At 68.9% G+C, this 25,855-nt stretch carries 28 protein-coding genes; 17 read left to right on the forward strand and 11 right to left on the reverse strand.

The annotated features are described in order from the left end of the window. The gene (locus tag DL991_RS20115) at positions 1 to 675 is read left to right on the forward strand and encodes a TetR/AcrR family transcriptional regulator (RefSeq protein WP_125785880.1); all 675 of its coding nucleotides are present in this window, start codon (positions 1 to 3) and stop codon (positions 673 to 675) included. Positions 676 to 736: 61 nt separating this feature from the next. On the opposite strand, the gene DL991_RS20120 is transcribed toward DL991_RS20115, so the two are convergent. The 5 genes from DL991_RS20120 to DL991_RS20140 are packed head-to-tail and all read right to left on the reverse strand — an operon-like array spanning position 737 to position 5,700. Then, positions 737 to 1,759: a GNAT family N-acetyltransferase gene (locus DL991_RS20120; protein WP_125785881.1), complete on the reverse strand. Its 1,023-nt coding sequence runs from the start codon at positions 1,757 to 1,759 to the stop codon at positions 737 to 739. Continuing rightward, positions 1,753 to 2,796, reverse strand: a complete 1,044-nt coding sequence (locus DL991_RS20125; protein WP_125785882.1) for a GNAT family N-acetyltransferase — start codon at positions 2,794 to 2,796, stop codon at positions 1,753 to 1,755. The genes DL991_RS20120 and DL991_RS20125 overlap by 7 nt, the downstream gene beginning before the upstream one ends. After that, positions 2,793 to 3,896 (reverse strand): hypothetical protein, encoded by a 1,104-nt coding sequence (locus DL991_RS20130; RefSeq protein WP_125785883.1) that lies wholly within the window; start codon positions 3,894 to 3,896, stop codon positions 2,793 to 2,795. Before DL991_RS20130 ends, DL991_RS20125 begins: the two co-directional genes overlap by 4 nt. Then, positions 3,890 to 4,927, reverse strand: a complete 1,038-nt coding sequence (locus DL991_RS20135) for a GNAT family N-acetyltransferase (protein WP_125785884.1) — start codon at positions 4,925 to 4,927, stop codon at positions 3,890 to 3,892. The genes DL991_RS20130 and DL991_RS20135 overlap by 7 nt, the downstream gene beginning before the upstream one ends. Further along, a complete protein-coding gene (locus tag DL991_RS20140) occupies positions 4,924 to 5,700 on the reverse strand; it encodes a hypothetical protein (RefSeq protein ID WP_125785885.1) in 777 nt (258 codons plus the stop codon). Before DL991_RS20140 ends, DL991_RS20135 begins: the two co-directional genes overlap by 4 nt. A gap of 271 nt (positions 5,701 to 5,971) precedes the next feature. On the opposite strand from DL991_RS20140, the gene DL991_RS44000 reads away from it, so the two are divergent. From DL991_RS44000 to DL991_RS20160, 4 genes are read left to right on the forward strand one after another with little or no spacing between them, the layout of a single operon-like run. Beyond that, positions 5,972 to 8,206 carry a glycosyltransferase gene (locus DL991_RS44000; protein WP_125785886.1) on the forward strand — a complete coding sequence of 745 codons (2,235 nt, stop codon included), beginning with the start codon at positions 5,972 to 5,974 and terminating at the stop codon, positions 8,204 to 8,206. Continuing rightward, positions 8,203 to 9,480 (forward strand): hypothetical protein, encoded by a 1,278-nt coding sequence (locus DL991_RS20150; RefSeq protein WP_125785887.1) that lies wholly within the window; start codon positions 8,203 to 8,205, stop codon positions 9,478 to 9,480. The genes DL991_RS44000 and DL991_RS20150 overlap by 4 nt, the downstream gene beginning before the upstream one ends. A gap of 21 nt (positions 9,481 to 9,501) precedes the next feature. Next, complete coding sequence (locus DL991_RS20155; RefSeq protein WP_125785888.1) at positions 9,502 to 11,304, forward strand: carbamoyltransferase C-terminal domain-containing protein; 1,803 nt, start codon at positions 9,502 to 9,504, stop codon at positions 11,302 to 11,304. Beyond that, positions 11,301 to 11,999 carry a hypothetical protein gene (locus tag DL991_RS20160; protein ID WP_125785889.1) on the forward strand — a complete coding sequence of 233 codons (699 nt, stop codon included), beginning with the start codon at positions 11,301 to 11,303 and terminating at the stop codon, positions 11,997 to 11,999. Before DL991_RS20155 ends, DL991_RS20160 begins: the two co-directional genes overlap by 4 nt. Positions 12,000 to 12,247: 248 nt before the next feature. On the opposite strand, the gene hemW is transcribed toward DL991_RS20160, so the two are convergent. From hemW to DL991_RS20175, 3 genes are all read right to left on the reverse strand, one after another. Next, positions 12,248 to 13,462 (reverse strand): radical SAM family heme chaperone HemW, encoded by a 1,215-nt coding sequence (hemW, locus tag DL991_RS20165; protein WP_125785890.1) that lies wholly within the window; start codon positions 13,460 to 13,462, stop codon positions 12,248 to 12,250. 63 nt (positions 13,463 to 13,525) lie between these two features. Then, complete coding sequence (locus DL991_RS20170; protein ID WP_125785891.1) at positions 13,526 to 13,882, reverse strand: hypothetical protein; 357 nt, start codon at positions 13,880 to 13,882, stop codon at positions 13,526 to 13,528. An 85-nt stretch (positions 13,883 to 13,967) separates the two neighbouring features. Beyond that, positions 13,968 to 14,381: a VOC family protein gene (locus DL991_RS20175; RefSeq protein WP_125785892.1), complete on the reverse strand. Its 414-nt coding sequence runs from the start codon at positions 14,379 to 14,381 to the stop codon at positions 13,968 to 13,970. An 83-nt stretch (positions 14,382 to 14,464) separates the two neighbouring features. On the opposite strand from DL991_RS20175, the gene DL991_RS20180 reads away from it, so the two are divergent. The 10 genes from DL991_RS20180 to DL991_RS20220 all read left to right on the forward strand — a co-directional run bounded on the left by DL991_RS20180 (position 14,465) and on the right by DL991_RS20220 (position 22,459). Further along, positions 14,465 to 15,037 (forward strand): TetR/AcrR family transcriptional regulator, encoded by a 573-nt coding sequence (locus tag DL991_RS20180; protein WP_125785893.1) that lies wholly within the window; start codon positions 14,465 to 14,467, stop codon positions 15,035 to 15,037. A 153-nt stretch (positions 15,038 to 15,190) separates the two neighbouring features. Next, positions 15,191 to 15,277, forward strand: a complete 87-nt coding sequence (locus tag DL991_RS44005; RefSeq protein ID WP_360907593.1) for a putative leader peptide — start codon at positions 15,191 to 15,193, stop codon at positions 15,275 to 15,277. Between the two features lie 36 nt (positions 15,278 to 15,313). Next, positions 15,314 to 17,008 (forward strand): nitrite/sulfite reductase, encoded by a 1,695-nt coding sequence (locus DL991_RS20185; protein WP_125785894.1) that lies wholly within the window; start codon positions 15,314 to 15,316, stop codon positions 17,006 to 17,008. Then, on the forward strand, positions 17,005 to 17,157 hold the full coding sequence (locus DL991_RS43380) for a hypothetical protein (RefSeq protein WP_005158649.1): 153 nt from the start codon (positions 17,005 to 17,007) through the stop codon (positions 17,155 to 17,157). Before DL991_RS20185 ends, DL991_RS43380 begins: the two co-directional genes overlap by 4 nt. Next, on the forward strand, positions 17,154 to 17,849 hold the full coding sequence (locus DL991_RS20195) for a phosphoadenylyl-sulfate reductase (protein WP_125785895.1): 696 nt from the start codon (positions 17,154 to 17,156) through the stop codon (positions 17,847 to 17,849). Before DL991_RS43380 ends, DL991_RS20195 begins: the two co-directional genes overlap by 4 nt. Positions 17,850 to 17,860: 11 nt before the next feature. Continuing rightward, positions 17,861 to 18,781 (forward strand): sulfate adenylyltransferase subunit CysD, encoded by a 921-nt coding sequence (cysD, locus tag DL991_RS20200; RefSeq protein WP_125785896.1) that lies wholly within the window; start codon positions 17,861 to 17,863, stop codon positions 18,779 to 18,781. Then, positions 18,781 to 20,043 (forward strand): sulfate adenylyltransferase subunit 1, encoded by a 1,263-nt coding sequence (locus DL991_RS20205; protein WP_125785897.1) that lies wholly within the window; start codon positions 18,781 to 18,783, stop codon positions 20,041 to 20,043. Before cysD ends, DL991_RS20205 begins: the two co-directional genes overlap by 1 nt. Beyond that, the gene (locus DL991_RS20210) at positions 20,040 to 20,789 is read left to right on the forward strand and encodes a sirohydrochlorin chelatase (RefSeq protein ID WP_125785898.1); all 750 of its coding nucleotides are present in this window, start codon (positions 20,040 to 20,042) and stop codon (positions 20,787 to 20,789) included. The genes DL991_RS20205 and DL991_RS20210 overlap by 4 nt, the downstream gene beginning before the upstream one ends. A 193-nt stretch (positions 20,790 to 20,982) precedes the next feature. Then, positions 20,983 to 21,606: a cyclase gene (locus DL991_RS20215; protein ID WP_125785899.1), complete on the forward strand. Its 624-nt coding sequence runs from the start codon at positions 20,983 to 20,985 to the stop codon at positions 21,604 to 21,606. 79 nt (positions 21,607 to 21,685) lie between these two features. Beyond that, positions 21,686 to 22,459: an enoyl-CoA hydratase family protein gene (locus tag DL991_RS20220; RefSeq protein ID WP_125785900.1), complete on the forward strand. Its 774-nt coding sequence runs from the start codon at positions 21,686 to 21,688 to the stop codon at positions 22,457 to 22,459. 19 nt (positions 22,460 to 22,478) lie between these two features. On the opposite strand, the gene DL991_RS20225 is transcribed toward DL991_RS20220, so the two are convergent. From DL991_RS20225 to DL991_RS20235, 3 genes are read right to left on the reverse strand one after another with little or no spacing between them, the layout of a single operon-like run. Beyond that, the gene (locus DL991_RS20225; RefSeq protein ID WP_125785901.1) at positions 22,479 to 22,835 is read right to left on the reverse strand and encodes a barstar family protein; all 357 of its coding nucleotides are present in this window, start codon (positions 22,833 to 22,835) and stop codon (positions 22,479 to 22,481) included. Further along, a complete protein-coding gene (locus tag DL991_RS20230; protein ID WP_125785902.1) occupies positions 22,832 to 23,308 on the reverse strand; it encodes a ribonuclease domain-containing protein in 477 nt (158 codons plus the stop codon). Before DL991_RS20230 ends, DL991_RS20225 begins: the two co-directional genes overlap by 4 nt. An 11-nt stretch (positions 23,309 to 23,319) precedes the next feature. After that, a complete protein-coding gene (locus DL991_RS20235; RefSeq protein ID WP_125785903.1) occupies positions 23,320 to 23,523 on the reverse strand; it encodes a CDP-alcohol phosphatidyltransferase family protein in 204 nt (67 codons plus the stop codon). Positions 23,524 to 23,583: 60 nt separating this feature from the next. Here DL991_RS20235 and DL991_RS20240 point away from each other — a divergent pair, with 60 nt between their 5' ends. Together DL991_RS20240 and DL991_RS20245 are read left to right on the forward strand one after the other, a co-directional pair. After that, positions 23,584 to 24,549 (forward strand): zinc-binding dehydrogenase, encoded by a 966-nt coding sequence (locus tag DL991_RS20240; RefSeq protein WP_125785904.1) that lies wholly within the window; start codon positions 23,584 to 23,586, stop codon positions 24,547 to 24,549. A 183-nt stretch (positions 24,550 to 24,732) separates the two neighbouring features. Beyond that, a complete protein-coding gene (locus tag DL991_RS20245; protein WP_125785905.1) occupies positions 24,733 to 25,776 on the forward strand; it encodes an alpha/beta hydrolase in 1,044 nt (347 codons plus the stop codon). Positions 25,777 to 25,855 lie beyond the last annotated feature (79 nt).

Below are 25,855 nucleotides of genomic sequence, written 5' to 3' on the forward strand. Positions count from 1 at the left end.
GTGAGCAGGCCCCGGCGTCGCGCCGAGAAACCCGTGCTGTCCCAGGAGCTCGTGGTGAAGACGGCACTCGACCTTCTCGCCGCCGAAGGGCTGGAGGCGGTGAGCATGCGACGCGTCGCACAGGCTCTGGAGACCGGCCCGGCGTCGCTCTACGCCCACGTCGCGAACAAGGAAGAGCTCCACGAGCTGATGGTCGACCACGTCCTCGCCTTCGGCCCATTCCCCGAGCCCGACCCGAAACGGTGGGTCGAGCAGGCGAAGGAGCTGCTGCGCGAGAACGTGCGCGCCCTGACGTCGTTCCCCGGGATCGCCAAGATCGCGTGGGCCATCCCCGTACCCGTCGGCGCGAACGCCTTGCAGCAGGCCGAAGCCATGCTCGCGGTGCTGCGCGCAGGCGGCCTCGACCTCAAACGGGCACTGTTCGCCGCCGACGCGTTATGGCTCTACGCCAAGGCTTTCGCCTACGAAGGCGCCGGCTGGCAGCACGGCGACATCGACCTGGCCGAGCAGGAGGAACGCGGCAAGCGGATGGTCGAGTACATGACGTCGTTCCCGCCCGGCGCCTTCCCGAACCTGCTGGCTTCGGGCGAGTACTTCACCGCCGAGACCGCGCAGGAACGGTTCGAGTTCGCCATCGATCTGTTCCTGCGCGGGTTGGCCTCCACCGCCTCGTGAGTGCCTCCGGGTACGCGCGTGTCCGGCCGGAGGTGTCGCGAAGGGAGCTTTCCCCGCTACCTCAGAGCAGCGCGACCGCGGCCGCGTACTGCGGCACCAGATGCGCCCCCAAGGACACCTTTATCTCCGACATCTTCTTGCCGAACACCACCTGCGGCCGCCCTGCTTCCACCGCCCAGCGCACGACTTCGCCGTAGAAGTGGAAGTACAGATTGGGCCGCCCGCCGAGTTCCGGTGGCAGCGCCGCCCAATGCCGGGCGATCGGCAGAGCCGGGTGATCGAGCAGGGTCGCGACGGCGATCGCCCGGCCCGTGGCGGTCTCGCGGTACTCGATGACGTACACGTCCGGTTGCCGCAGCAGCGCGCTCACGTAGCCGACGAACGCCGGGAGCGGCACGATCGGCACGTCGCGATGCTTGGATTCGTTGTGCCGCAACAGTTCCGCGATCTCCACCGGATCGGCATCGGCACCTGGCCGCACGCGCACCCCGATCGACGGATCGGCCTCGAAGGTACGGAAGATCTTGCGCAGGTTCTGTTTGCGCTTCCTGGCCAGCGAGTACATCCAGTCGTCCCGGTTCGAGAACGGCGAGACGTCGAGGACCGCGACGTCCTCGGTCCGGCGCACCAGCTTCGGCCCGCCGCGGACACTGTCCACTCCGGACTCGCCGACCTGCCGGATCAGGAGGCCCCGTAGCCCAAGGCCCAGCTCCGAGCGCATGGCCGGGACGAAGGTGTCCAGCAACCTGCCGACGCCGCCGTCACCGTCCGCGCCGTCGAACCACCAGCCCGGCATCGACCCCGAACCGGGGGCACGGACGTCGAGCCCGCCGACCCGTCCGCGCCCTGCCGGGCGGGCGAACCGGTGCCGCCGCGTGAGCCCGGCGACCCACGCGGAACTGACCACGCCACGCGGTTCCCCGTCTTCGAGCAGGACCGTGACCGGCTGTTCGGTGCGTGCCGCCCACGCCTGGGTGGTGAGCACCTCCCAGCTCCAGTCCGCGCGCAGACCGGCCTTGGCCCGCAACGGTTTCCAGTAGGCAGGCTCCGGATCGCGGCGGGGATCCAGCACTTCGATCACCATCGTGTCACCGGTCTCGGCACGATGACCCCGAGCAGCGGGACCGGCTGGAAGCCGAGCGTCGCCTTCAGGTCGGTCAGCCCTCGCCCCATCGACAGGGACTTCCGGTTTCCCTCGATCATATGGCGCACGTTACGGACGACGGCGTCGAAGTAGAGATGTTTCGGCCGCCCCTCCTCCGGCGTCACCGCTGCCCAATGCTGGTGCAGCGGCGCCACCGGGTGATCGAGCACGTTGCCGAACGCGAGCAGCCTGCCGTCGGCGTCGTGGTAGGTCGTGGTGATCACGTCCGGCCTGCGCACGAGTTCCGCGAAGTATTCGGCGGTGATCGGACCGCGCCGGTCGAACTTCACCTGTCCCATCCGCTCGCGGTGCTTCCGCAGCAGGGTGGCCAGTTCCCGTGCGTCGAGGTCGATGCGTGCGGCCTCGCCTCGGACGATCACGTCCGGGTCGGCGGCGACCTTCTTCGACTGGCCGCGCAGGCTCAGCCGCCTGCTCCGGCGCAGGGACGCCAGCCAACCTTCGACGTCGACGAACCGGTTCTCCAGCACCGAGGTCGGCATCGTGTCGAGAACATGCCTGCCCCGTCCGGTCAGCATGTCGAGCGCTTCCGGCTCCACGGTGCGGTAAACGACGCCGAGGCAGCCGGGCCCGGTGAAGCGGCCGACGGCCCGCTCGAACCGGCGCATGATCTCCCGCCGGTCGGCGGCGTCCACACCGTCCGAGAACAACCACGGCGGATATCCGGAAAGCCACGCGTGCTGCACCTCGACCCAGCGCGGCCCCAACCGCACCACCCCGCGTACCGCTCCAGGCCGCTCCGAGGCCGCCGGGGCACACAGCATCGCCAGTACCGCGGCGACGATCTCTCCGCCGGCGCTGATCACGGTGAGGACGTTGGGGCTGCGGGAAAAGCGCGACTCCACCCGCAGCAATCCGTAGTCCCACGGAACCGGAGCCTGCTGCGCGACGAGGAACCCGGCCCAGCCCTCGGGTTCCGGATCGGTCCGCGGGTCGAGCACCCGCACTTCCCAGGTCATCGGCCCAGCACCGGTCTCGGCACGGCGACCGACACCAAGGACCTGGTACCGAAGCCGAACGCGGCCTTGTTCTCCAGCATCGCCCGGCCGGCGGTCAGCTCAGGGCGCCCTTGCGTGATCATGTGTTCCACTCCCCTGGCGTAGAAGTCGACATAGAGCCCTTTACGTCCGCCGCGCGCACTCGGCAGCGCGGCCCACTGGTGCAGCGCGCATCCGTCGTCGGCGTCGAACACCGTGCCGAAGCCCAGCAGACGTCCGGATCCGTCGCGGTAAGTGCGGGTGATGACGTCCGGACGGCGTACGAGGGCGTCCAGGTAGGACGGTGCGATCGGGCTCCGGGTGTCCATGTGCAGCCCGCCGAACCGCGACCGCTGTCCCCCCGCCCAGGCCCGTTCGTCCTGCCTGGTCCGGTGGGCGTTGAGCAGCATGGCGAGTTCGTGGCAGTCCAGGTCCTGGCGGGCGGAGGCCGCTTCGGTGCGCAGATCCTCGTCCTCGTGCAGGTCTCGCAGCGTCTTCCGGGTCTCGTCGCCGAGCGCCCGCTCCCAATCGTCCACAGTGGTGTATTCATTGGCCAGCACGGCGGCCGGGTCGATCTCCCGTGACATCCGGCCGCGGCCTTCCAGCGCCGGGAGGAGTTCCGGGTTCATCGCGCGGTAGATCACGCCAAGCAGACCCGGGCCGAGCCGGGCGCACAGTGCCCGTTCGAACCGGCGGACCGCCTCCCGCCGCTCGACGCCGTCCAGCCGTTCGTCGAGCGCCACGGCGGGATACCCGCTGAGCTGCCAGAGGTAGGCCTCCGCCCAGCGCGGGCGGAACCGGCCGCGCCGGACGGACAGCGGCGCGAAGTCCCCCGCCCGCCAGCTCCGGCACACCATCACCGTGAACGCGCCGACGATCTCCTCGCCCCTGCGGAGCACCGCGAGCACCGCGGGGTTCTTCGCCATCCAGGCTTCCCGGCGCAGCACCTCGTACTCCCAGACCGGCCGTAACCTCGCCCGTCGCAGGAACCCACGCCACCCCTCGGGTTCGGCCGCGGTCCTCGGATCGAGCACCTCGACCTCGACATCGGTGCTCCGTTCCGTCACCTTCATCGTCACCATCCCAGTACCGGTCTCGGCACCGCCGCGGAGTAAACCGGGCGCGCCCGGAAACCCAGCGTGGCCTTGAGTTCGGGCAGTCCGCGCCCGGCGGTGAGCTCCTTGACCCCACGCCGCGTCGCGTAGCGCATGGCGTGGATGTAGGAGTCGAACAGCAGACCCTGCCGCCCGCCTTCGCCCACCGGCAAGGTGCCCCAATGCTGTTTCGCGGGACTGTCCGGATGGTCGAGCAAGGTGTTCACCGCGAGCAGCCTGCCATCGGCGGCGGTGTAGGTCAGCGTGTGCACGTCCGGCCGCCGGAGGAACCAGTGCAGGAACGCCGCGGACGGCGGTGTCCTGGTGTCGAGCGGGAGCTTCCCGTGCCGGTCACGATGTCCCTGGATGAGGGCGGCGACCTCGGCGCTGTCGACGTCTTCCCGGCCCGCACCGCCTTCGACCACCACATCGGGATCCGCGGCCAGCCTCCGTCGCTGCCGTCGCAGGCCACCCCGTCGCGATTTGGGCAGCGACGCGATCCATTCGTCTTCGGAAGCGAAGTGGTTCTCCAGCACCGCGACCGAATCGACCACCTTCACCAGCCGGCCTGGGCCCCGGAGGTCCTGCGCGAAGTCGTGACCCAACGCTCGGTACAGCACCCCGAGCAGGCCCGGACCGAGCCGGCGGCGCAGTGACCGTTCGAATTCCCGGATCAGCGGACGCCGGTCGGCGCCACCGATCCCCGGCGCGAACGCGAACCCCGGATAGCCGCTCAGCCACGGTTGGCACACCTCGGCCCAGAACGGGCGCAGCAACCTGTGCCCCGGCGTCGGCGCGAGGCGGTACCGCAGCCGGGGACGGCACACCAGCACCGAGAACGCCGCGACGATCCCGGCACCGTTCGTGACGGTGGCCAGCATCGGCGGGTTCCGCGCGGTCCAAGCGTCGAGCCTCATCACCTCGTAGTCCCACACCGGATGCAGGCGCGCGACGTGGAAGAACTCCGGCCAGCCGACCGGAACGGGATCGGTGCGGGGATCGTGGAAGCCGATCTTCACGTGAGCACGACCGGTGTCCCGTGTCGCGGGCACGGCGCGATCTCGCCACGGACGCCGCCCGCCGGGAGCACGTCCACGAACCTCGGGGAATCCTGACGCAGCAGGGTGAACGCGAGCCCGCCCGCCGTGGATCGCGCGTAGACGCGGGGCCAGTCGAGGTGCCAGCGGCCGCACTCCTCGATCGCGCCCAGGTACCCCAGCGACGGATCGTGGAGGACACCGTACGGACCGGTGTCCATTGTGTCCAGTTCCCGTCGCGGTACGGATTCGACCCGGTACGCACGGTCCTCGGGTAGCGCCGCGGAGAAGACAGCCAGTTGCTTGTCGTCACCGATAGCGAGCACTCGCCGCCCTCGGCGAAGCGCGGCGGACAGTTCGGCGAGCACACCCGGCGCCGGGACGTCGGGATCCACCAAACAGCAACGAACTCCACGAGGCAGGTCCACCGGTGGCCGCACCCCGTCGTCACCCAGCACGACGACCAGTGCCTCCCCGGTCACCGAGCGTGCCTTGCGCAGCACGGGACCCAGCCCCCGGCTCGACTCGATCCGTTGCGTGCCACCGGCGAGCGGCACGAGATCGATGATCTTGTGCACCGCCTCGGCCAGCGGCGCCGCGCCGGAATCCGTCCCGGTGCGACCGGGCACCAGCACAGGATCCGTTCTGCCGTCGAGTGCCCAGCGCTCCCGGTAGAACGGCACCGTCGCGAAGGCCGACCGTACCGAACGCCGATAGGCGGCCCGCCAGGCAGCACTCACCCCCACTGTCCACATGGCGCGCAAGCCTGCGTCATCGACGCCGGTTTGGGAATACCCCGCGCCAGGTTCATCCGGTTTCCGGCCGACTTCCCACCTTTTCGACTGAGCTGAAAGGACGAACTTTCGGTATGTGCTGGCGATAACAAAGCGAGTCTGCCTATAACACGGGAACTTTCGAGCCGGCACGACCTGCCGGACGCCTGGGGCCAAGGGGACTCATGAACCGTGAAATCACGACGAGTGACGCTACGAACACGATAGCGCAAGCAGCGCGGGGAATCGGAAGATGAGCTGGACGGTCCCCGGTCCGGCGCAGAGTGGACTCACCGTGGTCGTTCCGTGCTTCAACGAAGTCGACAACGTCGAGCCCTCCTATCAGGAGATCGTCGCCGAGCTGGGAAACCTCCCACTCGAACTGCTCTATGTGGACGATGGGAGCACCGACGGGACACTGGACGTCGTCCGGGCGCTCGCGCATACCGACCCTCGGGTGCGGTACCTGTCCTTCACCCGGAACTTCGGTTTCGAAGCGGCGTTTTCCGCGGGTTACCGGTACGCGGGGAAACCGTGGATCCTGCACATCGACGCCGACCAGCAGTTTCCGGCCGCCGAGGCGTGGAAATTGATCACCGCCGCCGAGGAGGGCAACGACGCCGTTTTCGGCGTGCGCACAAATAGGCAAGATCCCTTACTAAGACGCTGGGGTACCGCGGCCTTCCATTTCCTCGGCCGCCGCGTGCTGCGTATCGAGATCCCGCCCGGCGCGACGGCGTTCCGGTTGGTGCGCACGGAGCTCGCGCGCAAGATCGTCGACCTCCGCCTGGGAACCCCGTACTTCCTCGCCACCGTGCCGAGGCTGACCAGCCGCTACACCACCGTCCCGGTGGCACACCGGGCACGCGAACGCGGCGAGTCCAAAGTGGGCTTCGGTTTCCTTTCCTCGCACGCCATCGAGTTGTTCGTCGGCTTCACCCGGCGGCTGACGACGGTGGCTTCGACCACGGCGGTGCTGGCCGCCGGGATCTCGGTGCTCGCCGGGATCGCGGCCGCCACCGGACTGCTCGGCCTGAACGCCGCGTCGACGCTGACGTTCGTCCTGTTCTCCGTGCTGCTGACCGTGCTCGCGTTGTCCGTCCGCTACCTGGTCGTGGTCGGCGCGGGACAGCCGCGGCCACGGCAGTTCTACATCAGGGAAGCCAACTTCCCGGTCGACGAGGACGACCGGCTCTACGCCTCGGCCATGGCCGAGATCCATCCTGGGGAAAGGCAAGCGGGAGTGAAGAAAACCGAAGAGACGGCGGCACCTCGGAGCCTGGTGATCCTGGGCGGGGCCGACGGTTCGGTCAGCACGTACCACCGGGCGCGGGAACTCGGTTTCCGCACCATCTGCGTGGACGTGCGCACGAGCGCGCCCGCGGCCGCGCTGGCCGACGAGTTCGTCCAGGTCAGTGTCCGCGCGCCGGAACAGATCGCGGCGGCGCTGGACGGACGCGACGACATCGCCGGGGTGCTCTGCCCGGCCAGCGACGTCGGACTGCCCGCGCTCGCCTGGCTCACCCGGCACTGGAACCTGCCGGACCCGCTGCCAGAAGCCGCCGTCGCCGCGTCCGTCGACAAGTCCGTCTTCCGCGAACTCTGCGACAGGCTGCGTCTGCCGACCTACCGCAGTGTCGGCGGGAAACCCGGACCGGACCTCGCGCTCGCCGCGCAGCAACTGCGGTTCCCCACGCTGGTGAAACCGGTCGACTCCTCCGGGAGCCGCGGCGTCGTCTCGTGCGCGAGCCCCGGCGGCCTGGACACCGCGTTCACCGACTCGCTCGCGTTCTCGCCGTCCGGGCGGCTGGTCGTCGAGGAACATCTCGACGGCTCGCACTACACGATCGAAGCGCTCGTGGTCGACGGCCGGATCGTGTTCCACGCGGTCACCCGGCGCACGCTCACGCCGCCACCGTTCTTCGTGACGGCCTCCCATCTCTTGCCCGCCGGACTGCCGCCGATGGTCGACCGCGCGCTCCCGGTGATGCTGGCCGGGTTGTGCGCGGAACTCGGCTACCGCACCGGGCCGCTCACCCTCGACGCCGTTCTCGGCCGCGACGGGAAGTTCTACCTGATCGAGATGGGCGCCAGGATGGGCGGGAACGGACTGGCCGAGGCGATCGAGCTCAGCACCGGCGTCGACCTGATCGCCGCGGGGATCGCCGCCGCGACCGGCGGTGAAGTGGTGCTCGCGCCGCGCGCCCCGCGGCCGACGCTGATCCACATCCTCGCCTCCGACCGCGGCGGCCGGATCGTGCGGATCGAGGGCGCCGACGAGGTCCGCGCCATGCCGGCGGTGCACAACCTGGAACTGTTCGCGGAGCAGGATTCCTACGTCAAACCGTATGAGCAGGCGGGCTACAAGATGGGCTACGCCGTACTTTCGGCGCCGACCGTGCCCGATGTCCTCGCCGCGGAGGACGAGTTGCGCGGCACGCTGAAGTTCCTGCTCGACGAACAGGGTATGGCGGTGCCGCTCCCTTGACCGACACTTCGCTCACCGGCTCCGGCACCGCGTCGATCGCGGCGCCGAAGCCGTCGATGGTGCTGCGGCTGCTCGCCGGTCGCGGCGTCTTCCGGCTGGCGATCCAGGCGATGGGCCTGGTGCTGGTCACCGCGTGGGGGGCGCACGACTACGGCCGGTTCGCCACCGCGCTCGGGCTGATGACGTGGCTCAACTTCGTACCGTCCTCGGCGGAGAAGTCGGCGTTGAAATGCCTGCCCCGCCTGCGGATGACGCGGGACGCGGTCGCGGGCTTGGCCGTCCGGGTCGCCGTCGTCCCGGTCATGGTGGTGCTGGTGGCGATGGCGGTCGCGCTGCTCGTCGCGCCGGGCTCGGACGCCGCGCTGTACCTGACGGCGGCAGGCTGGTCGATCTCCGGCGGCCTGCTGATGACCGTCTCCGGCCTGCACCGGTTCAACGGCAAGTCCACTTTGGACGCATTGGCGTTCACCGCGGGCGCGATCGTGGTCGGCGCGGTGACCGTGGGCACCTGGTTCGTCCGCTGGCCGCCCCTGACGCATCTCGGCCTGCTGCTCGGCGGGATCCTGCTCATCCTCGTCTGCTCCGCGGCACTGCTGCCGAAGAAGTGGCTACGGGTGGAAAGGATCGACGGGCACCGGCTCTGGCCCGCGTTCGGCCGGACCACGGTGCTGCTCGGGATGACCGAGGTTTTGGACGTCCTCGCGACGTCGTCGGTGTTCGGCGTGCTGGCGCTGGCCGGACGCACCGTCGACAGTGGACCGTTCTACGTCGCCTTACTGGCCAGCAGCGCGTTCTGTTCGCTGTTGTTCTATCAGCTCCGGGTGCACCAGCCGACGATATCCGCGCGGCTGCGCGGAAGCGGGGCGGTGGCGGGCCGGGCCCGTGCGGTCGAACTGCTGAAACTGGTCGAACGGGGCGCGCTCGCCTTCCTCGTCCTGGTGGGCGTCGCCCTCGTGATCCCGGCGGCTCGCGCGGTGCTGACCGCCGAAAACACCGTCGGCGCCTATGTGGTCCTCGGTGTCTTCGTCCTGGTCGAAACGGTGCTGTTCGCCGTGCGGCTCTACGCGGGCTTCCTGATCGAGAACACCAACAGCAAGGTCCTCACGCTCACCGCGTCCGCCGCGATCGCCGGTCTGGTCGCCACCCCGCTGGCCGCCGCCGCGCTCGTCCCGGCGATGGGGCCGGTCGGCGGATTCGCCGCCCTCGTCTTCGCCATCGGCACGCGGGCGGCCGTGCTCCGGCGGCTGCTGCGCCGCCACCACCCCGAACTCTGAACGTCGCACTGGAGAAGGAACATGTACGTACTGGGAATCAGCAGGGTCCACGACTCGGCGGCCGCGCTCGTGCGCGACGGCGAGATCATCGCTTTCGCCGAGGAAGAACGCTTCACCCGCAAGAAGCACGACGGGGACTTCCCCGCGGAGGCGATCAAGTTCTGCCTGGAGCGCGGCGGGATCACCCTCGCCGACGTCGACCACGTCGCCTACTACTGGCAGCGCTGGCGCGAAGGCATCCACGCGGCGAAGGTGTTCGCGAAGTACTTCCCGGCGACGCTGGAGGTCTTCCGCAATCAGAACGGCGACGAGGGCGGCTCCTCCGCGGGCATGGTGGAGACGTTCAAGACCGGTGGCGGCAAGGGCGTCGACGACTACCACGTCGGCGGCGCGGTGCTCGCGCATCTCAAACGGTCCTACACGCTCGAACGTGACGTGAAGGAAGCCGTGGGCTGGACCGGCCCGACGAAGTTCAAGACGCATCTGGTCGACCATCACAAGGCCCACGCCGCCAGCGGCTACTTCATCTCGCCATGGGAAGAGTCGGCGGTGCTCACCTTCGACGGCATCGGCAGCGACGGCACCGCGACCTATCTGGGCCACGGCAAGGGAAACCGGATCATCGACATCCGGCGGATCAAGTTCCCGCATTCACTCGGCGCGATGTACGCCGGCGTCACCGGGTACCTCGGCTTCTACCCCACCCGTGACGAAGGCAAGATCATGGGGCTGGCGCCGCTCGGCGACGACACCTACGTCGACGCGTTCAAGCAGCTGATCCACCTCGACGACGATGGCGGGTACGAGCTCGACCTGAGCTTCTTCGGCCACCACCGCACCGGCAAGCACGTGATGTCGAAGAAGTTCACCGACCTGTTCGGCCCGGCGCGGCCCAAGACCCGGGTCACCGCGGAGAACCCGGTGCCGCAGCACTACTGCGACATCGCCTATGCGCTGCAGGTCACCCTGGAGGAAGCCGGGCTGCACCTCGCGCGCTGGCTGCAACGGGAAACCGGGTCGCGGCGGCTGTGCGTCGCGGGTGGTGTCGCGCTGAACAGCGTGATGAACGGACGGATCCTGCTGGAAACCCCGTTCGAGGACTTCTTCGCCCAGCCCGCGGCCGCCGACGACGGCTGCGCGCTCGGTTCGGCGCTGGAGGTGTCGGTCGGCAAGTACGGCAAGCCGCGCCCCCGCGACGGCTATACCTACACCGGCCCGGACCACACCGAGGCGGAGATGGAACTGGCGCTGCAGGACGCCGGTGTCCGGTACACCAAGGTCGACGACATCGCCGCCCACACGGCGAAGAAGATCTCCGAGGGCAAGATCATCGGCTGGGTGCAGGGCCGGATGGAATGCGGGCCGCGCGCTCTCGGCAACCGTTCGCTGGTGGCCGACCCGCGTGACCCCGACTCGAAGACGCGGATGAACGAGAAGGTCAAGCACCGCGAGGCGTTCCGGCCGTTCGCCCCGTCGTGCCTGGCGGAACGCGCGGGCGACTGGTTCGTCAGCGACTACCCGTCGCCGGTGATGCTGCTGGTGTTCGACGTCCTGCCGGACAAACGCGACGAGGTCCCCGCCATCACCCATGTCGACGGGACCGCCCGCGTGCAGACGGTGAGCGAAACGGACAACCCGCTGTACTACCGCATGATCAGCGAGTTCGAGAAACTCACCGGCGTGCCGATGGTGGTCAACACCTCGTTCAACGACAACAACGAACCGATCGTCGCCAGCCCGGCCGACGCGGTGGCCTGTTACCTGAAGACCGACGTCGACGCGCTCGCCCTCGGGCCGTTCTGGGCAGAGAAGGACGACCTGTGACCGCCACGCTGCCCGACACGGACGGATGGGTGCCCGCGCTTTACCGGCGGCGCAAATGGTTGTGGCTGGTGGCCGCCGTCCCGGCCGTGGTCACCACGCTGCTGATCATGGTGATCCTGCCGCCGGACCAGACGCTCGACAACGTCGTGGACTGGGCGTTCAAGCTGTGCCCGTTCGTGTTCGCGGTCTGCACGGTGGCGCTCTTCCCGCGCACCAAGTGGGGTCCGGCGCTGATCGCGCTCGCGGTGTTCGTCTACATGTCCTATTTGGACACCGAACTGATCATGCGGATCCAGGCGTTCGCCAGGAACGCCGCCACCGACGAGGACGCCTTCCAGCCGGTGTACCAGTTCGAACTGTTCATCGTGACGTTCATCGTCCTGTTCGGACTGATGGCGTACCGGCTGGGCGGCGGCCGGACGGCGAACGTGCTCAAAACCGGCATCGCGGCGATCCTGGTGGTGATCTCGGGCGCGAACGACCTGACGTTCTGGGCGCTCAACGACGTCTGGGCCGCCGGGACGAAACCGACCGAGCTGAAGTGGGCGTCGCATATGATCGTGTTCCTCGGCGGACCGCCGAGCGTTCCGGTCGCGGTCGTGTTCATGGTGGTGCACCTGGTGCTGGCGGCGATCGTGGTGGCACTGCCGGTTGGCCGGTGGGTGGACCGGGCGCTGGGACTCGCTTCGACCTGACGCACGCGTCACTTTCCAGGTGGCGTGTGGCTACTCGAGCTATTGAGGGGTAAGGCAATGGTGTCGGGTCGCGGGGATTCGCTCGCGGCCGTGGGGCACCCGGTGTCGCGAAAGCCACTTTCGGGACCTCAGGCGTCGCGAAAGTGGCTTTCGCAACCCGCCACCTTTGCCTTACCCCTCGAAGCCGGCAAACGTGCCCCTGACCGCAAAGGCACGGTCACGCCACTCCCCACACACGAGCCCCACGCTCAGGTGAGCCGGCGCACCAGACCGTCGGCCAGCAACCGCCCGCGATCGGTCAGCACCGCACGTCCCTGACAGTCCAAAGCGGACTGATCCAGCAACCCTTCGGCGGCGGCGGCGCGGGCTTCGGCCCGGCCGTCGTCGTCGAGGGCGTCGAGCGGAAGCCCTTCGGAGAGCCGGAGTTCCAGCATCACGCGTTCCAGATGCCGGTCCTCGCCGGTCAGCAGTTCACGGCCCGCGGCCGGTGAGTCACCGGCGGCGAGGGACGCGGCGTAGCGGGCCGGATGCTTGACGTTCCACCAGCGGACGCCGCCGACGTGACTGTGCGCGCCGGGTCCGGCGCCCCACCAGTCGCCGCCGCGCCAGTAACCGATGTTGTGCCGGCAGCGGGCTTCTTCCGAGGTCGCCCAGTTGGACACCTCGTACCAGCGCAAGCCCGCCGAAGCGAGGACGCGGTCGATCATCTCGTAGTCGGCGGCGAGCACGTCGTCGTCCGGCGCGGGCAGTTCACCGCGGCGGATGCGGCGGGCGAGCGCGGTGCCCTCTTCGACGATCAGCGCGTACGCCGAGACGTGGTCGACGCCGGCCGCCAGCACCGCGTCCAGCGAAGCCTGGAGGTCTTCGATCCGCTCCCCCGGCGTGCCGTAGATGACGTCGAGGTTGACGTGCTCGAACCCGGCGGCGCGGGCCTCTTCGGCGGCCGCGACCGGGCGGCCCGGGGTGTGCACGCGATCGAGGATCTTCAGCACGTGCTGAGCGGCCGACTGCATCCCGAGCGAGATCCGGTTGTACCCGGCGTCACGGATGCCCGCGAAGAACTCGGGCGAGGTGGACTCCGGATTGGACTCCGTCGTCACCTCGGCGTCCGGCGCGAGCCCGAAGGTGTCACGAACGGCGTCGAGGACGCTTCGGAGCCCTTCGGCGCCGAGGAGGGACGGGGTGCCGCCGCCGACGAAGACGGTGTCGACCGCGGGCGGCTTCCCCAGCACGCGCGCGGCCAGGTCGAACTCGCGCTTGAGACCTTCGAGCCAGGACTGCGGCGACGAACCGCTGTCCAGCTCTCCGGCGGTGTAGGTGTTGAAGTCGCAGTAGCCGCAACGGGTCGCGCAGAAAGGGACGTGCACGTAGACGCCGAACGGCCGGGTGCCGAGCCCTTCCAGCGCGCTCTCGGGGAGCGCGGACTCGACGGGCGTGGTGGTTTCGGGCAGCAACGCGGGCACACCCCAGTGTCCCCCACGCCGTGAAGGCCTCCTTCCCCGGGGAAAGAGGCCTTCACGGACGAGCTACCGGTCGGCGATGCGCACCTTGACCGAGGTGGAGCGGGTGCCGTCCTCGAACCGCACCCAGACCAGGGTCTCCATGCTCAACGAGTAGTCGTTGACCACGTGGTCCACCGACCAGTCACCGTGTTCGTCCGAGGCGGCGTCGCGGCTCATGGCCACCTCGACGAGCACCATCTGGGACAGGTGTCCCCGGACGTCCCGCGAACAGCCGACCGCCTCGAACCGGTACGAGCTGCCCTTGTGCAGCACCGCACCCTCCTCCGGCGAAACCAGTCTGCACCCCTGCTGAGCCCCGGCGGCCGTACCCGGGATCAGCAGGGATGCCAGCACCATCGCGGCGACCACCCATCGGCGCATGCGCAACTCCTCCGTCCTCTGTGGATCGAAGATCGAAGCTAGCGGCGACGGCGACCCGGCGCGGCCTCACTCACCCGAAGCGGTACTAGGCCAACCCGTTAGCGGCCAGCCACTCCGGCGACGGCGGGATCACCTCGATGATGTCGACCAGGAAGCCGTTCAGGTCCTCGATGTAGAAGTGCCGCTGGCCGAATTCCTCGTCCACGAGTTCGGTGACGATCTTGACCCCTTCTTCGCGCAGCCGCTCATATTCGGCTGCCGCGTCGGCGACCATGAAGCCGACCATGGAACCGGCCGCTTCCTGCGCCCGCCACGGCTCCGGCGTGGCCTTGTGACCACGCTTCGCGAAGCTCATTTCATAGCCGGGGACTCCGGCGTTGAGGCTGGAGAACCAGTCGAGCTCGATCGTCACCGTCAACTGCAGGTGCCGCTTCCACCAGGCGGTGGTCTCGGCGATGTCATCGACGAGCACACAGGCACCGAAACCGCTGAGTTGCATCTGGTGTTTCCTCCCAGTTGTTTACCACTTGATGCGTAGTACTATAGGCATAGTGGTTTGACTGAAGCAAGGAGAATGTCCCGATGCGACAGAACCCGGAGCGCCGGACCGCGCTCACCGACGCCGCGATCACCGTCCTCGCCCGCGAAGGCGCACGCGGCCTCACCTATCGCGCTGTGGACGTCGAAGCAGATGTCCCGCCGGGAACGACGTCCAACTACTTCCGCAACCGGGACCAGCTGCTCGGGGAGGTCGGCGTCCGCGTGCACGAACGGCTGTCGGCGCCGGCCGACGTGATGGCGAACCCGCAGGCCGAGACGCCGTCCCACGACCGGGTCGGCGTCCTGCTCGGCGAGCTCATGGGGCGGCTGACCGCCCACCGCGAGCCCTATCTCGCGCTGCTCGAGCTCAGGCTCGAAGCCACCCGGCGCCCGGATCTTTCGGCCGAACTGACCAAGACCATCCGCGAGGGCATCGACATGAGCGTCGACTGGCACGTCGCGGCGGGAATGCCGGGCGGGCGCGCCGAGGTCCTGCTGATGTACCTCGCGCTGACGGCGCTCACCGTCGAACGGCTGACCCTGCCGGAGGTGCTCGCGGACGTCACCGACGAGGACGTCATCCGGATCATCGTGGACCGCGTCCTGCCTTCTTGAGCCGTGCGCGTTCTGCGTCACAATGCCCGGCCACGAACCCGGGCTTGACCTCCAAAGCAGACCTCTGACCTGCGAATACAGCCAAGTTCGGACAGTGTTCCCAGCATTCGGACCGGCCTGGACCACATAGTGGGCGCGTGGCACGCTGAATCAATGACCCGCGCCGGAATCACCCTCGTGGCACGCCGCCACGTGGATCTCCGTCGTGTGGCGAGCGCGCTCTGTGCGACGAACCGCTGACTCCCCGCCACCACCACGATCTGCCGGAGGACTCCCATGTCGTCGCCCACGCGCGAAACCCCTGCCCGCACGCCCCGGGTGAAACAGAAACGGGGCGAGGGACAGTGGGCTTTGGGCTACCGCGAACCGCTGAACCCCAACGAGCGGTCCAAGAAGGACGACAACCCGCTCAACGTCCGTGCCCGGATCGAGAACATCTACGCCCGCGGCGGCTTCGATTCCATCGACCCGGGTGACCTCCGCGGCCGGTTCCGCTGGTTCGGTCTCTACACCCAGCGCAAGCCAGGGATCGACGGCGGCCGCACTGCGACGCTGGAGCCCGAGGAGCTCGACGACCGCTACTTCATGCTGCGGGTCCGGCTCGACGGCGGCGCGCTGACCACCGATCAGCTGGCCGTGCTCGCCGAGATCTCGCAGACCCACGCGCGCGACACCGCCGACATCACCGACCGGCAGAACATCCAGTACCACTGGATCCAGATCGAGGACGTCCCGACGATCTGGGCGAAGCTGGAGAAGGCCGGAATGACCTCGATGGAGGCCTGCGGCGACAGCCCGCGCGTCATCCTCGGCTCCCCCGTCGCCGGTATCGCCGCCGACGAGATCATCGACGGCACGCCCGCGATCGACGAGATCAAACGCCGCTACATCGGCGACCCGCGCTACTCGAACCTGCCGCGCAAGTTCAAGACCGCGGTCTCCGGGCAGCAGGACGTCGCGCACGAGATCAACGACGTCGCCTTCGTCGGCGTGAACCACCCCGAACACGGCCCCGGTTTCGACGTCTGGGTCGGTGGCGGCCTGTCCACCAACCCGATGATCGGGCAGCGACTGGGCGCCTGGGTCTCCCTCGACGAGGTCCCCGACGTCTGGGAAGGCGTGATCAGCGTCTTCCGTGACTACGGCTACCGGCGGCTGCGCGCCCGCGCCCGGATCAAGTTCCTGGTGAAGGACTGGGGTGTCGCGAAGTTCCGCCAGGTGCTGGAAGACGAGTACCTCAAGCGCAAGCTGACCGACGGCCCGGCACCCGAGGTGCCCGCCACCCAGATCGACCACGTCGGCGTGCACCCGCAGATCGACGGGAAGTTCTACGTGGGCGCCGCGCCGGTCGCCGGTCGCGTCTCCGGGGCCACCCTGCTGGCCGTCGCCAAGGCCGCCGAGCGGGCCGGGTCGAACCGCGTCCGCCTGACCCCGCACCAGAAGCTCGTGGTCCTCGACGTTCCCGAGGCCGAGGTGAACGGGCTGAAGACCGAACTGGCCGATCTCGGCCTTCAGACCGAGCCTTCGCCGTGGCGGCGCGGGATCATGGCGTGCACCGGCCTGGAGTTCTGCAAGCTCGCGATCGTCGAGACGAAGGCCCGCGCGATCGAACTGGTCACCGAACTCGAGAAGCGCCTCGCCGACATCCAGGCCGAGATCGAGAATCCGGTGACCGTGCACCTCAACGGCTGCCCCAACTCCTGCGCCCGGGTCCAGACCGCCGACATCGGGCTCAAGGGCCAGATCGTCACCGACGAGGACGGCAACCAGGTCGAAGGCTTCCAGGTGCACCTCGGCGGCGGGCTCGGGCTCGACGCCGGATTCGGCCGGAAACTGCGCGGGCACAAGGTGACCGCGTCGGAGCTGACCGCGTACGTCGAACGGGTCGTGCGGGCGTACGTCGCCGGCCGCGAACCCGGCGAGCGGTTCGCCCAGTGGGTCCTGCGGGCCGACGAGGGCGTTTTGCAATGACCGAACGCGCGACCCCTTACTACTGCCCTTTCTGTGGCGATGAAGACCTGCGGCCCGAAGAGGGCGGCTCCTGGCTGTGCTCGGGCTGCCGCCGGGTCTTCACCGTGAAGTTCCTCGGACTGTCCTTTCCGGAGGTGTCACCAGGATGACCGCCACTGCCGACTACAAGACGCTCGCCGAACGGGCCTCGAAGGAGCTCGCGGAGGCGACCGCGACCGAGGCCCTGCGCTGGACCGCGGAGACCTTCGGCGACGATTTCATCGTCGCGTCGAACATGCAGGACGCCGTCCTCATCGATCTGGCCACCCAGGTCAAACCCGACGTCGACATCCTGTTCCTGCAGACCGGTTACCACTTCCCGGAGACCATCGGCACCCGTGACGCGGTGCAGGCGGTGTACCCCGGGGTGCGGATCGTCAACGCCGAGGCCGCGCAGAGCGTCGCCGAACAGGACGCCGAGTACGGCCCGAAGCTGCACGAGCGCGACCCGAACCAGTGCTGCCAGCTCCGCAAGGTGGTGCCGCTGCGGAACACGCTCGCGAAGTACTCGGCGTGGGTGACCGGCGTCCGCCGCGTCGACGCGCCGACCCGCGCGAACACCCCGATCGTCACCTGGGACGACCGCAACGGGCTGGTGAAGATCAACCCGATCGCGCCGTGGTCCGACGACGAGTTCCGGGACTACATCGACGAGCACGGGATCCTCGAGAACCCATTGGTGTCCATCGGTTATCTGTCGATCGGCTGCGCGCCGTGCACCGCGAAGGTCGCTCCGGGCCAGGACCCGCGAAGCGGCCGGTGGGCCGGGCAGGGCAAGACCGAGTGCGGCTTGCACGGGTGAGAAGGGACGACATGACCACGCTCGAACCGGTCGCGGCCGCGGCACAGGACAACCTGGCGGCGTTGGAATCCGAGGCCATCCACATCTTCCGCGAGGTGGCGGGTGAGTTCGACCGGCCGGTGATCCTGTTCTCCGGCGGCAAGGACTCGACGCTGCTGCTGCACCTGGCGATCAAGGCGTTCTGGCCCGCGCCGGTGCCGTTCCCGTTGCTGCACGTGGACACCGGGCACAACTTCGACGAGGTCATCGACTTCCGCGACCGGGTCGTCGAGCAGCACGGGCTCCGGCTGGTCGTGGCGAAGGTCCAGGACTGGATCGACGACGGCAGGCTCGAAGAGCGCGCCGACGGGATGCGCAACCCGTTGCAGACCACGCCATTGCTCGACACGATCGCCGAGAACAAGTTCGACGCCGTCTTCGGCGGCGGACGCCGCGACGAGGAACGCGCCCGCGCCAAGGAGCGGATCTTCAGTCTCCGCAACTCCTTCGGCCAGTGGGACCCCCGGCGGCAACGCCCGGAACTGTGGAACCTCTACAACGGTCGGCACCGCCCCGGCGAGCAGGTCCGCGTCTTCCCGCTGTCCAACTGGACCGAGGCGGACGTCTGGAACTACATCGCGCGGGAGAAGGTCGAACTGCCGTCGATCTACTACGCGCACCGGCGCGAGGTCTACCAGCGCGACGGCATGTGGCTGGCCGAAGGACCGTGGGGCGGGCCGCGGCCGGACGAGGTCGTCAAGGAACTGACCGTGCGCTACCGGACCGTCGGCGACGGTTCGTGCACGGGCGCCATCGAATCGGCCGCCGCCACGGTGGACGAGGTCATCGCCGAGGTCTCGGCCTCCCGGCTCACCGAACGTGGCGCCACCCGCGCCGACGACCGGATGTCGGAGGCGGCGATGGAAGACCGCAAGCGGGAAGGGTACTTCTGATGTCCAGCCTCCTCAGGCTCGCGACCGCGGGCAGCGTGGACGACGGGAAGTCGACCCTCGTCGGGCGGCTCCTGTACGACACCAAATCCGTGCTCGCCGACCAGCTGGACGCGGTCACCCGCGCCAGTGTCGACAAAGGACTGTCCACTCCGGACCTCTCGCTGCTCGTGGACGGCCTTCGCTCGGAACGCGAGCAGGGCATCACGATCGACGTGGCGTACCGGTACTTCGCCACCCCGAAGCGCAGTTTCGTGCTCGCGGACACGCCGGGCCACGTGCAGTACACGCGGAACACGGTGACCGGGGCGTCCACCGCGCAACTGGCCGTGCTGCTGGTCGACGCGCGCAAGGGCGTCATCGAGCAGACCCGCCGCCACGCCGCGGTGCTCGCCCTGCTTGGCGTCCCGAACCTGGTGCTGGCGGTGAACAAGATCGACCTCGTCGGCTACGACGAAGCGACGTTCACCGTGATCGCCGAGGAGTTCGCCGAGCACGCCGCCTCCCTCGGCTACGAACGGGGTTCCGTGCTCGCGGTGCCGGTTTCGGCGCTGGTGGGCGACAACGTGGCGGACAAGTCGGACAAGACCCCGTGGTACTCCGGCCCGACCCTGCTGGAGCATCTGGAAACCGTGCCGGTGGCGCCGGATCCGCACGATTCGGCGTTCCGCTTCCCGGTGCAGTACGTGATCCGGCCGCGCACGGCCGACCACCCCGACTACCGCGGTTACGCGGGGCAGATCGCGGCGGGCACCGTCCGGCCGGGCGACGAGATCGTCGTTCTGCCGCAAGGCATCCGCAGCCGCGTCGAAGGCATCGACACCGCCGACGGACCGCTCGCCGAAGCCGGGGCCGGCACCTCGGTGACCCTGCTGCTCGCGGACGATCTCGACATCTCGCGGGGTGACCTGATCTCCGCCGCCGACCGGCAGCCGACAGTGACCGACGAGATCACCGCGACCCTGTGCTGGCTCTCGGCCAAGGCGCTGAAGCCGGGCGCGCGGGTGCTCGTGAAGCACGGGGCGCGGACGGTGCAGGCACTCGTCGGCGAACTCCACGCCCGCTTCGACGAGCAGGCCCTGTCCAGTGTGGACGATCCGGGCACGTTGGAACTCAACGACATCGGCCGGGTCACGCTGCGGCTGGCCGAGGAGATCGGCGTGGACGACTACGGCGTCAGCCCGCGCACGGGCGCTTTCCTGGTCATCGACCCGAAGGACGGCGATACACTGGCGGCCGGACTCGTCGGCGAAAGGTTCGCATGACCTCAAGCCTCACTCCGCCTCTGGTCGCCGTCGCCCACGGCAGCCGCGATCCGCGGTCCGCCGCGACCATCCGCGCCCTGCTCGACGTCTCCCGCGGGCTGGCGCCGGGTCTCGACATCCGTGAGTCCTTTTTGGATCTCTCGGAGCCGCTGCTCACCGATGCCCTGCGCGGGTTGTACGCCGAGGGGCATCGCGAGGTCGTCGTGGTGCCCCTGCTGCTCGGCGTCGCGTACCACGCCCGGGTCGATCTGCCCGCGCTCGTCGCCGAGGTGACCGCGGACTGCCCTGGCTTCGACGTGCGGGTTTCCGGGGTACTGGGCATCGACCCGCTGATCGAGACGGTCGCGCTGGACCGGCTCGCCGAGGCCGGCGCCGATCTGGACGATCCGGGGCTGGGTGTCCTGCTGGCGGGTGTCGGCTCGTCGAACGTCGCGGCGAACGACGCGGTCGCCGGGATCACCACCCGCTGGCAGCTGCGCCGCGGGCTGCTCGCGACCCCCGCGTTCGCCGGCGCCGCGCAGCCGGACGTGCCCGCCGCCATCGCGCGGTTGCGGCTCAACGGCGCACAGCGGCTCGCGGTCGCGGGCTGGTTCCTCGCGCCGGGGCTGTTGCCGGACCGGATCGCGCGGCTGGCCCGCGAAGCAGACCCGTCGGTGGTCGTCGCCGGACCGCTGGGGCCGGATCCGCGGATCGCCGGGCTCGTCCTGGACCGCTACGACGTCGCCGCCGCCCGGCTCGCCGCCTGATCGTTCATCGGCACAGTAGAGCGTCACGTCCCGTTCGGGCGCTTGATACCGATTTTCGGTGGGTCCCGTTCCCAGTTCCGTGACACCCCGCGTATGGGAACGGAGATTTCTTGACGAGTTACTTAACTTGCCGGTAACTCTCTAATCGCTGCGCAGCTCCCTCTCTCCCCATCGAACCCCAGGTAGGTGGAACATGAAGGCTGCCATCCGTGCCCTCGTCTGCGCGTCGGCCGTGCTCGTCCCGCTCGTCGGTCTCGCCGCACCGGCTTCGGCGGCGACCACCGTCGTCTTCGACTGCGAGGCGAAGCCACCGCTCGTCGGCAACAAGTACCTCAAGCTGAACCAGGACGCCGACGTCACCGCGCCTGCCACGGTCGCCCCCGGCGCCGCGCTCGACATCGTCATCGACCCGGCGCCGAACACCGTCCCGGCCGAGGTCAGCGGCTACCAGGTCAAGCAGATCAAGGACTTCTCCCTGAAGATCCCGATCCCGGCGAACTCGACCTGGGTGAGCGCCGACCTCGCCGGCGGCTCCGGCATCGGCTCGACCCCGCCGAAGATCACCGTGTCCGGCAGCGTCGCGACGCTGAGCTTCCCCGGCCCGATCGCGGGCGGTTCGACGTTCGAACTGCCGACCGTGACGGCGCACCTCACCGCCGGCACGTCCGGCACCATCGAGACGAAGCTGGGCGGTTCCAGCTACGCCGACCCGGGCCTGACGTTCACCGCCGTGGTCAGCGCCGGTTTCGACGTCTCCGCCCCGACGTCGTGCTTCCCGAACCCGAGCCCGACCTTCACCACGACGACGATCGGCTGACCCGTGCCTGCGCCACCGTCGGAGGAGATGGTGGCGCAGGCCACTGCCCGGCCCGACTTCGCCCATGCGAAGGTGAGGCATGGCTGACGAACTGGTGCACTACGACGTGGTGGGCGGCACCGCCACGATCACCTTGGACTCCCCGCACAACCGCAACGCGCTCTCCGCCCAGCTGCGGCGTGAACTGAGCGAGTCGCTGGACAAGGCACGGGCGGACGACGCCGTGCGGGTCATCGTGCTCACCCACACCGGCCCGGTGTTCTGCGCGGGAATGGATCTCAAGGAGGCCCGCGGCGCCGGCGCGGGTGCCCAGGGCGTCAACGAGTTCCCGAAGATCCTCGAGCAGCTGTGGACCAGCCCCAAACCTGTCGTGGCGAAGCTGGCGGGCCCCGCGCGAGCGGGCGGGATCGGCATGGTGGCCGCGACCGACATCGCCGTGGCCGTCAACGAAGCGACCTTCGCCTTCTCCGAGGTGCGGATCGGCGTCGTGCCCGCCGTCATCTCGCTCACCGTGCTGCCGCGGCTCACCGCCCGCGCCGCCCACGAACTGTTCCTGACCGGTGACACCTTCGACGCGAAGCGCGCCGTCGAGATCGGCCTGCTGAACTCGGCCGTCTCCGCCGACGAACTCGACGGCGAGGTCGCCCGCTACGTCAAGGCGCTCGCCCTCGGCGGGCCGAAGGCGCTCGCGGCGACGAAGGAACTACTCAGCAAGCCTCGCCCGGCGACACCGAGCGAAGGCTTCGAGGCCATGAACAAGCTGTCCGCCGGCTTCTTCGCGAGCGAAGAGGGCCAGGAAGGCATCACGGCTTTCGCGCAGAAGCGCAAGCCGAACTGGGTGCCCGAAAGCTGAGCCTCAGTCGGGCAGAGCCTCAGTCGGGCAGGACTACGGTGAGGCGCCGGGAGTCCGTCCGCTCATCGGACGGCCCCAGCGCCCGCTGCGCGTCGGAAAGCACGCTGCGGATGGCCAAGTACGCCTTCGGATCGCGCTCTTTGAGCAGCGAGGAACCGGTCCAGATCAGCACGTGCTCACCCGGCGCGAGCCACGACAGGTCGGTGAGGCAGTCGTAGAGCGCGTCGAGGTTCTTCCCGAAGTAGTCGGGAAAGGACAACGCCTCCGCGATCGCGTCGAGTGTCGAAGCCTTGTCGACCGTCTTGCCGCCATCGATCAGATGCGGACGCGCACCGCGGGCGAACGCCTTGTCCGCCGCTTCCTTCGCCGCGCTCATCGGCTGGGGTCCACGACGACGAAGGACTTGTAGTGGTCCTCGGTGTAGTACAGCTCCTTGCCGGAGCCGGTCACCATCCGCCGCGCTCCGCGATCCGGGCTGCCCGGCGTCTTGACCGTGTACTCCCGGTAGTAGCCGGAAGCCTTGGCAGGCAAGACCTTTTCCCGGTTCTGGAAGGTCACGTCGTCGTTGCGCGGATACGGGTACGGCCCGCCCGCCTGGATGAGCTTCCAGGTGTCGGACGCCTGCGAGGGAAGTCCTGTGAGCGGTTTGACCGGAAGACCGGAGTCCGCACCCGCGACCTTGCCCTTCGCCTGGCTCGCGGCGTCTCCCGACGGCGCGGCCGAAGCGGACGAACTCGCCGGAGCGCTCTTCGTGTCGTCACCGCTGATGCCGTCCTTGACGAACCAGCCTGCGAGCACCAGCACGATCAGGCCGATCAGGGCGGCGGTGATCCGCCTACGGTTGAACATGGTGTGCCAGCTTAGGAGGACCGGTCGGAGTCGTTCGCATCGCGGGCCGTACCGAAGAGCCGGGCGACCTTGCCGAAGACCGAGTCGAGCACCCAAGCGGCGACCAGGCACAGCGGTACGACGACCGCCATGACCAGCACGAACTGCACGGGAAACGGGGCCTGCGCGAGCCACAACTCGACGCCGTCCCACCAGTCTGCAAGCCCGTTGAACACGAGTGTGAGCCTACGCTCGCACCCACTGCCACCGCCCGTCAGGCCATGTAGGTTGCTGGCATGTTCGCCGTTTACGCTTCCGAACCCAACGCCGAAAAGCCGCTGGACTCGCTCGTGACCGGCGAGCGACCCGAACCCGACGTGCCCGAAGGCTGGGTGCGGGTCGACGTCAAGGCCGCCAGCCTCAACATGCACGACCTGTGGACGCTGCGCGGCGTCGGCATCAAACCCGAGCAGTTCCCGATGATCCTTGGCTGCGACGGCGCGGGCACCCTCGACGACGGCACCGAGGTCGTCATCCACTCGGTGATCAACGCCCCGGGCTGGCAGGGCGACGACACCCTCGACCCGAAACGCACCCTCCTCACCGAGAAGCACCAGGGCACCTTCGCCGACCAGGTCGTGGTTCCTGCCCGCAACGTCGTGCCGAAGCCGTCGGGCCTGACCTTCGCGGAAGCCGCGACCATGGGCACGGCGTGGCTGACCGCGTACCGGATGCTGTTCGTGAAGTCCGGGCTGCGGCCGGGGCAGACGATGCTCGTCCAGGGCGCCTCCGGCGGCGTCTCGACCGCGCTCGTGCAACTCGGGCGTGCGGCCGGGTTCCGGGTTTGGGTGACCGGGCGTAGCGAGGAGAAGCGTGCGCTGGCCGAGAGCCTGGGCGCACATCAGACCTTTGAGTCCGGCGCGCGGCTGCCGGAGCGGGTCGACGCGGTCTTCGAAACCGTCGGGAAGGCGACCTGGTCCCATTCGGTGAAGTCGCTCAAACCGGGCGGGATCATCGTTGTTTCGGGGTCGACCAGCGGCCCGGACGCTCACGCGGAGTTGCAGCGCGTGTTCTTTCTGCAACTGCGTATCGCGGGTTCGACGATGGGGACCAGGGACGAACTGACCGATCTCCTCGCCTACCTGGAGCTCACCGGGGTGCGCCCGCAGATCGGCGCCGAGTTGCCGTTCGCGGAAGCCGAAACCGGGTTTGAGAACATGCTCCGCGGGGAAACTTCCGGCAAGGTGGTCTTCACGCATTGATCGGAGGGGTGAGCGCTCCCCCTCGCGGTGATCAAGCGCGCACACAAGCGCACGTCCGCGCGTTCCTCCCAGGTCAAACAGTCATTTCGTAGTCTTGTCAAGTGTCAAGAACGTTATGACTCAGGGAGCTTTTCACGACCAAAGTTCGACCAAAATCCGACCTCTCGCGGTTAGCCTGGAACGATGACCGCATCGCAGCGGCCCGAACCGGCGGACCCCGGGGGCCGGACCACCACGGACACCGACCCGATCCGCGTCTCGTTCAGGCGCTACGCCGGCGTTCGCACCAGAGTGCTCGAAGTCGGGCCACAGCCGGTGGAATCGGCCGACCGCGCTCCCCGGCGAGTGCTCGGCAAGCGGGCCGCAGCACGCGCGCACGCCAAGCCGACGGCGCCGCGACTGGTGCTGCTGCACGGCTATTGCGACAGCGCCGACACCTGGCGCCCGGTTCTGGAGCTGCTCGCGGCCGCCGGTGTTCCGGCGGTCGCGGTCGATCTACCCGGGTTCGGTGACGCTCAGCCATTGCGGCCGGGCTCGATGTTGCCGCAGCTGGACGCGTTCACCGCGGCCGTGATCAAGGAACAGGCCGTCCTCGGCACGGTGGTGCTCGCCGGCAACTCGCTCGGCGGCACGATGAGCCTGCGCGCCGCGGAGAACCACCGGCTCCCGGTCGCTGGCGTGGTCTCGATCGCCGCGCCCGGTTTCGTGGACAGCTGGCTCATCCGCACCGTGGCCCGCTATCCGCTGCCGCTTCGGATGTACTCGGCTCTCCCGCTGCCGATCCCCGGCTTCCTCGTGCGCGCCGTCGCCGAGCAGGTCGTCCCCCGGCTGCTGTACGCCAACGCGACGGCCGCGGACGCCGAGCAGGTGCGCCGGTTCACCTCGCTGTTCCCGGACTACCGCTCCACCACCACCCGGCTCGAACAGGCGCGGCAACTGGTCGAAGAGCTGGCGGACGCGTACCGGCTCGAAGAGATCCGCGTCCCGCTCCTGGTGGTCGTCTGTGGCAAGGACAAACTGGTCAGCGCCGCCTCCGGACGGCAGCTGCACGCGCTGGTCCCGCACAGCAGGCTGATGGTGCGCGAGGACTGGGGCCACTGCCCCCAGCTGGACGACCCCGTCGAGATCTCGGAACTGCTCACCTACTTCTCCGCCAGCGCGTCCAGGCCGTCCAAGATCGCCGCCCGCGTCGCCGCCGAAGTGAGCGAGGACACCGTCGCCGGATAGGTGCGATGTCCCGACTCCCGCTACGGTGCCTCTCGGACTGTGACCCAGTCCGAAAAGCACCAACTGTTGGGAGACGACG

This window comes from Amycolatopsis sp. WAC 01375 (genome assembly GCF_003947325.1).
Taxonomy (GTDB): Bacteria; Actinomycetota; Actinomycetes; order Mycobacteriales; family Pseudonocardiaceae; genus Amycolatopsis.

Bases quoted from the DNA above. Each gene is read 5' to 3' on its own strand.
- DL991_RS20120 (WP_125785881.1), bottom strand. From the start codon at position 1,759: ATGGTGATCGAAGTGCTGGATCCCCGCCGCGATCCGGAGCCTGCCTAC.
- DL991_RS20125 (WP_125785882.1), bottom strand. From the start codon at position 2,796: ATGACCTGGGAAGTGCGGGTGCTCGACCCGCGGACCGATCCGGAACCC.
- DL991_RS20130 (WP_125785883.1), bottom strand. From the start codon at position 3,896: ATGGTGACGATGAAGGTGACGGAACGGAGCACCGATGTCGAGGTCGAG.
- DL991_RS20140 (WP_125785885.1), bottom strand. From the start codon at position 5,700: ATGTGGACAGTGGGGGTGAGTGCTGCCTGGCGGGCCGCCTATCGGCGT.
- DL991_RS44000 (WP_125785886.1), top strand. From the start codon at position 5,972: ATGAGCTGGACGGTCCCCGGTCCGGCGCAGAGTGGACTCACCGTGGTC.
- DL991_RS20155 (WP_125785888.1), top strand. From the start codon at position 9,502: ATGTACGTACTGGGAATCAGCAGGGTCCACGACTCGGCGGCCGCGCTC.
- DL991_RS20170 (WP_125785891.1), bottom strand. From the start codon at position 13,882: ATGCGCCGATGGGTGGTCGCCGCGATGGTGCTGGCATCCCTGCTGATC.
- DL991_RS20175 (WP_125785892.1), bottom strand. From the start codon at position 14,381: ATGCAACTCAGCGGTTTCGGTGCCTGTGTGCTCGTCGATGACATCGCC.
- DL991_RS20180 (WP_125785893.1), top strand. From the start codon at position 14,465: ATGCGACAGAACCCGGAGCGCCGGACCGCGCTCACCGACGCCGCGATC.
- DL991_RS44005 (WP_360907593.1), top strand. From the start codon at position 15,191: ATGACCCGCGCCGGAATCACCCTCGTGGCACGCCGCCACGTGGATCTC.
- DL991_RS20185 (WP_125785894.1), top strand. From the start codon at position 15,314: ATGTCGTCGCCCACGCGCGAAACCCCTGCCCGCACGCCCCGGGTGAAA.
- DL991_RS43380 (WP_005158649.1), top strand. From the start codon at position 17,005: ATGACCGAACGCGCGACCCCTTACTACTGCCCTTTCTGTGGCGATGAA.
- DL991_RS20195 (WP_125785895.1), top strand. From the start codon at position 17,154: ATGACCGCCACTGCCGACTACAAGACGCTCGCCGAACGGGCCTCGAAG.
- cysD (WP_125785896.1), top strand. From the start codon at position 17,861: ATGACCACGCTCGAACCGGTCGCGGCCGCGGCACAGGACAACCTGGCG.
- DL991_RS20205 (WP_125785897.1), top strand. From the start codon at position 18,781: ATGTCCAGCCTCCTCAGGCTCGCGACCGCGGGCAGCGTGGACGACGGG.
- DL991_RS20210 (WP_125785898.1), top strand. From the start codon at position 20,040: ATGACCTCAAGCCTCACTCCGCCTCTGGTCGCCGTCGCCCACGGCAGC.
- DL991_RS20215 (WP_125785899.1), top strand. From the start codon at position 20,983: ATGAAGGCTGCCATCCGTGCCCTCGTCTGCGCGTCGGCCGTGCTCGTC.
- DL991_RS20220 (WP_125785900.1), top strand. From the start codon at position 21,686: ATGGCTGACGAACTGGTGCACTACGACGTGGTGGGCGGCACCGCCACG.
- DL991_RS20225 (WP_125785901.1), bottom strand. From the start codon at position 22,835: ATGAGCGCGGCGAAGGAAGCGGCGGACAAGGCGTTCGCCCGCGGTGCG.
- DL991_RS20230 (WP_125785902.1), bottom strand. From the start codon at position 23,308: ATGTTCAACCGTAGGCGGATCACCGCCGCCCTGATCGGCCTGATCGTG.
- DL991_RS20240 (WP_125785904.1), top strand. From the start codon at position 23,584: ATGTTCGCCGTTTACGCTTCCGAACCCAACGCCGAAAAGCCGCTGGAC.
- DL991_RS20245 (WP_125785905.1), top strand. From the start codon at position 24,733: ATGACCGCATCGCAGCGGCCCGAACCGGCGGACCCCGGGGGCCGGACC.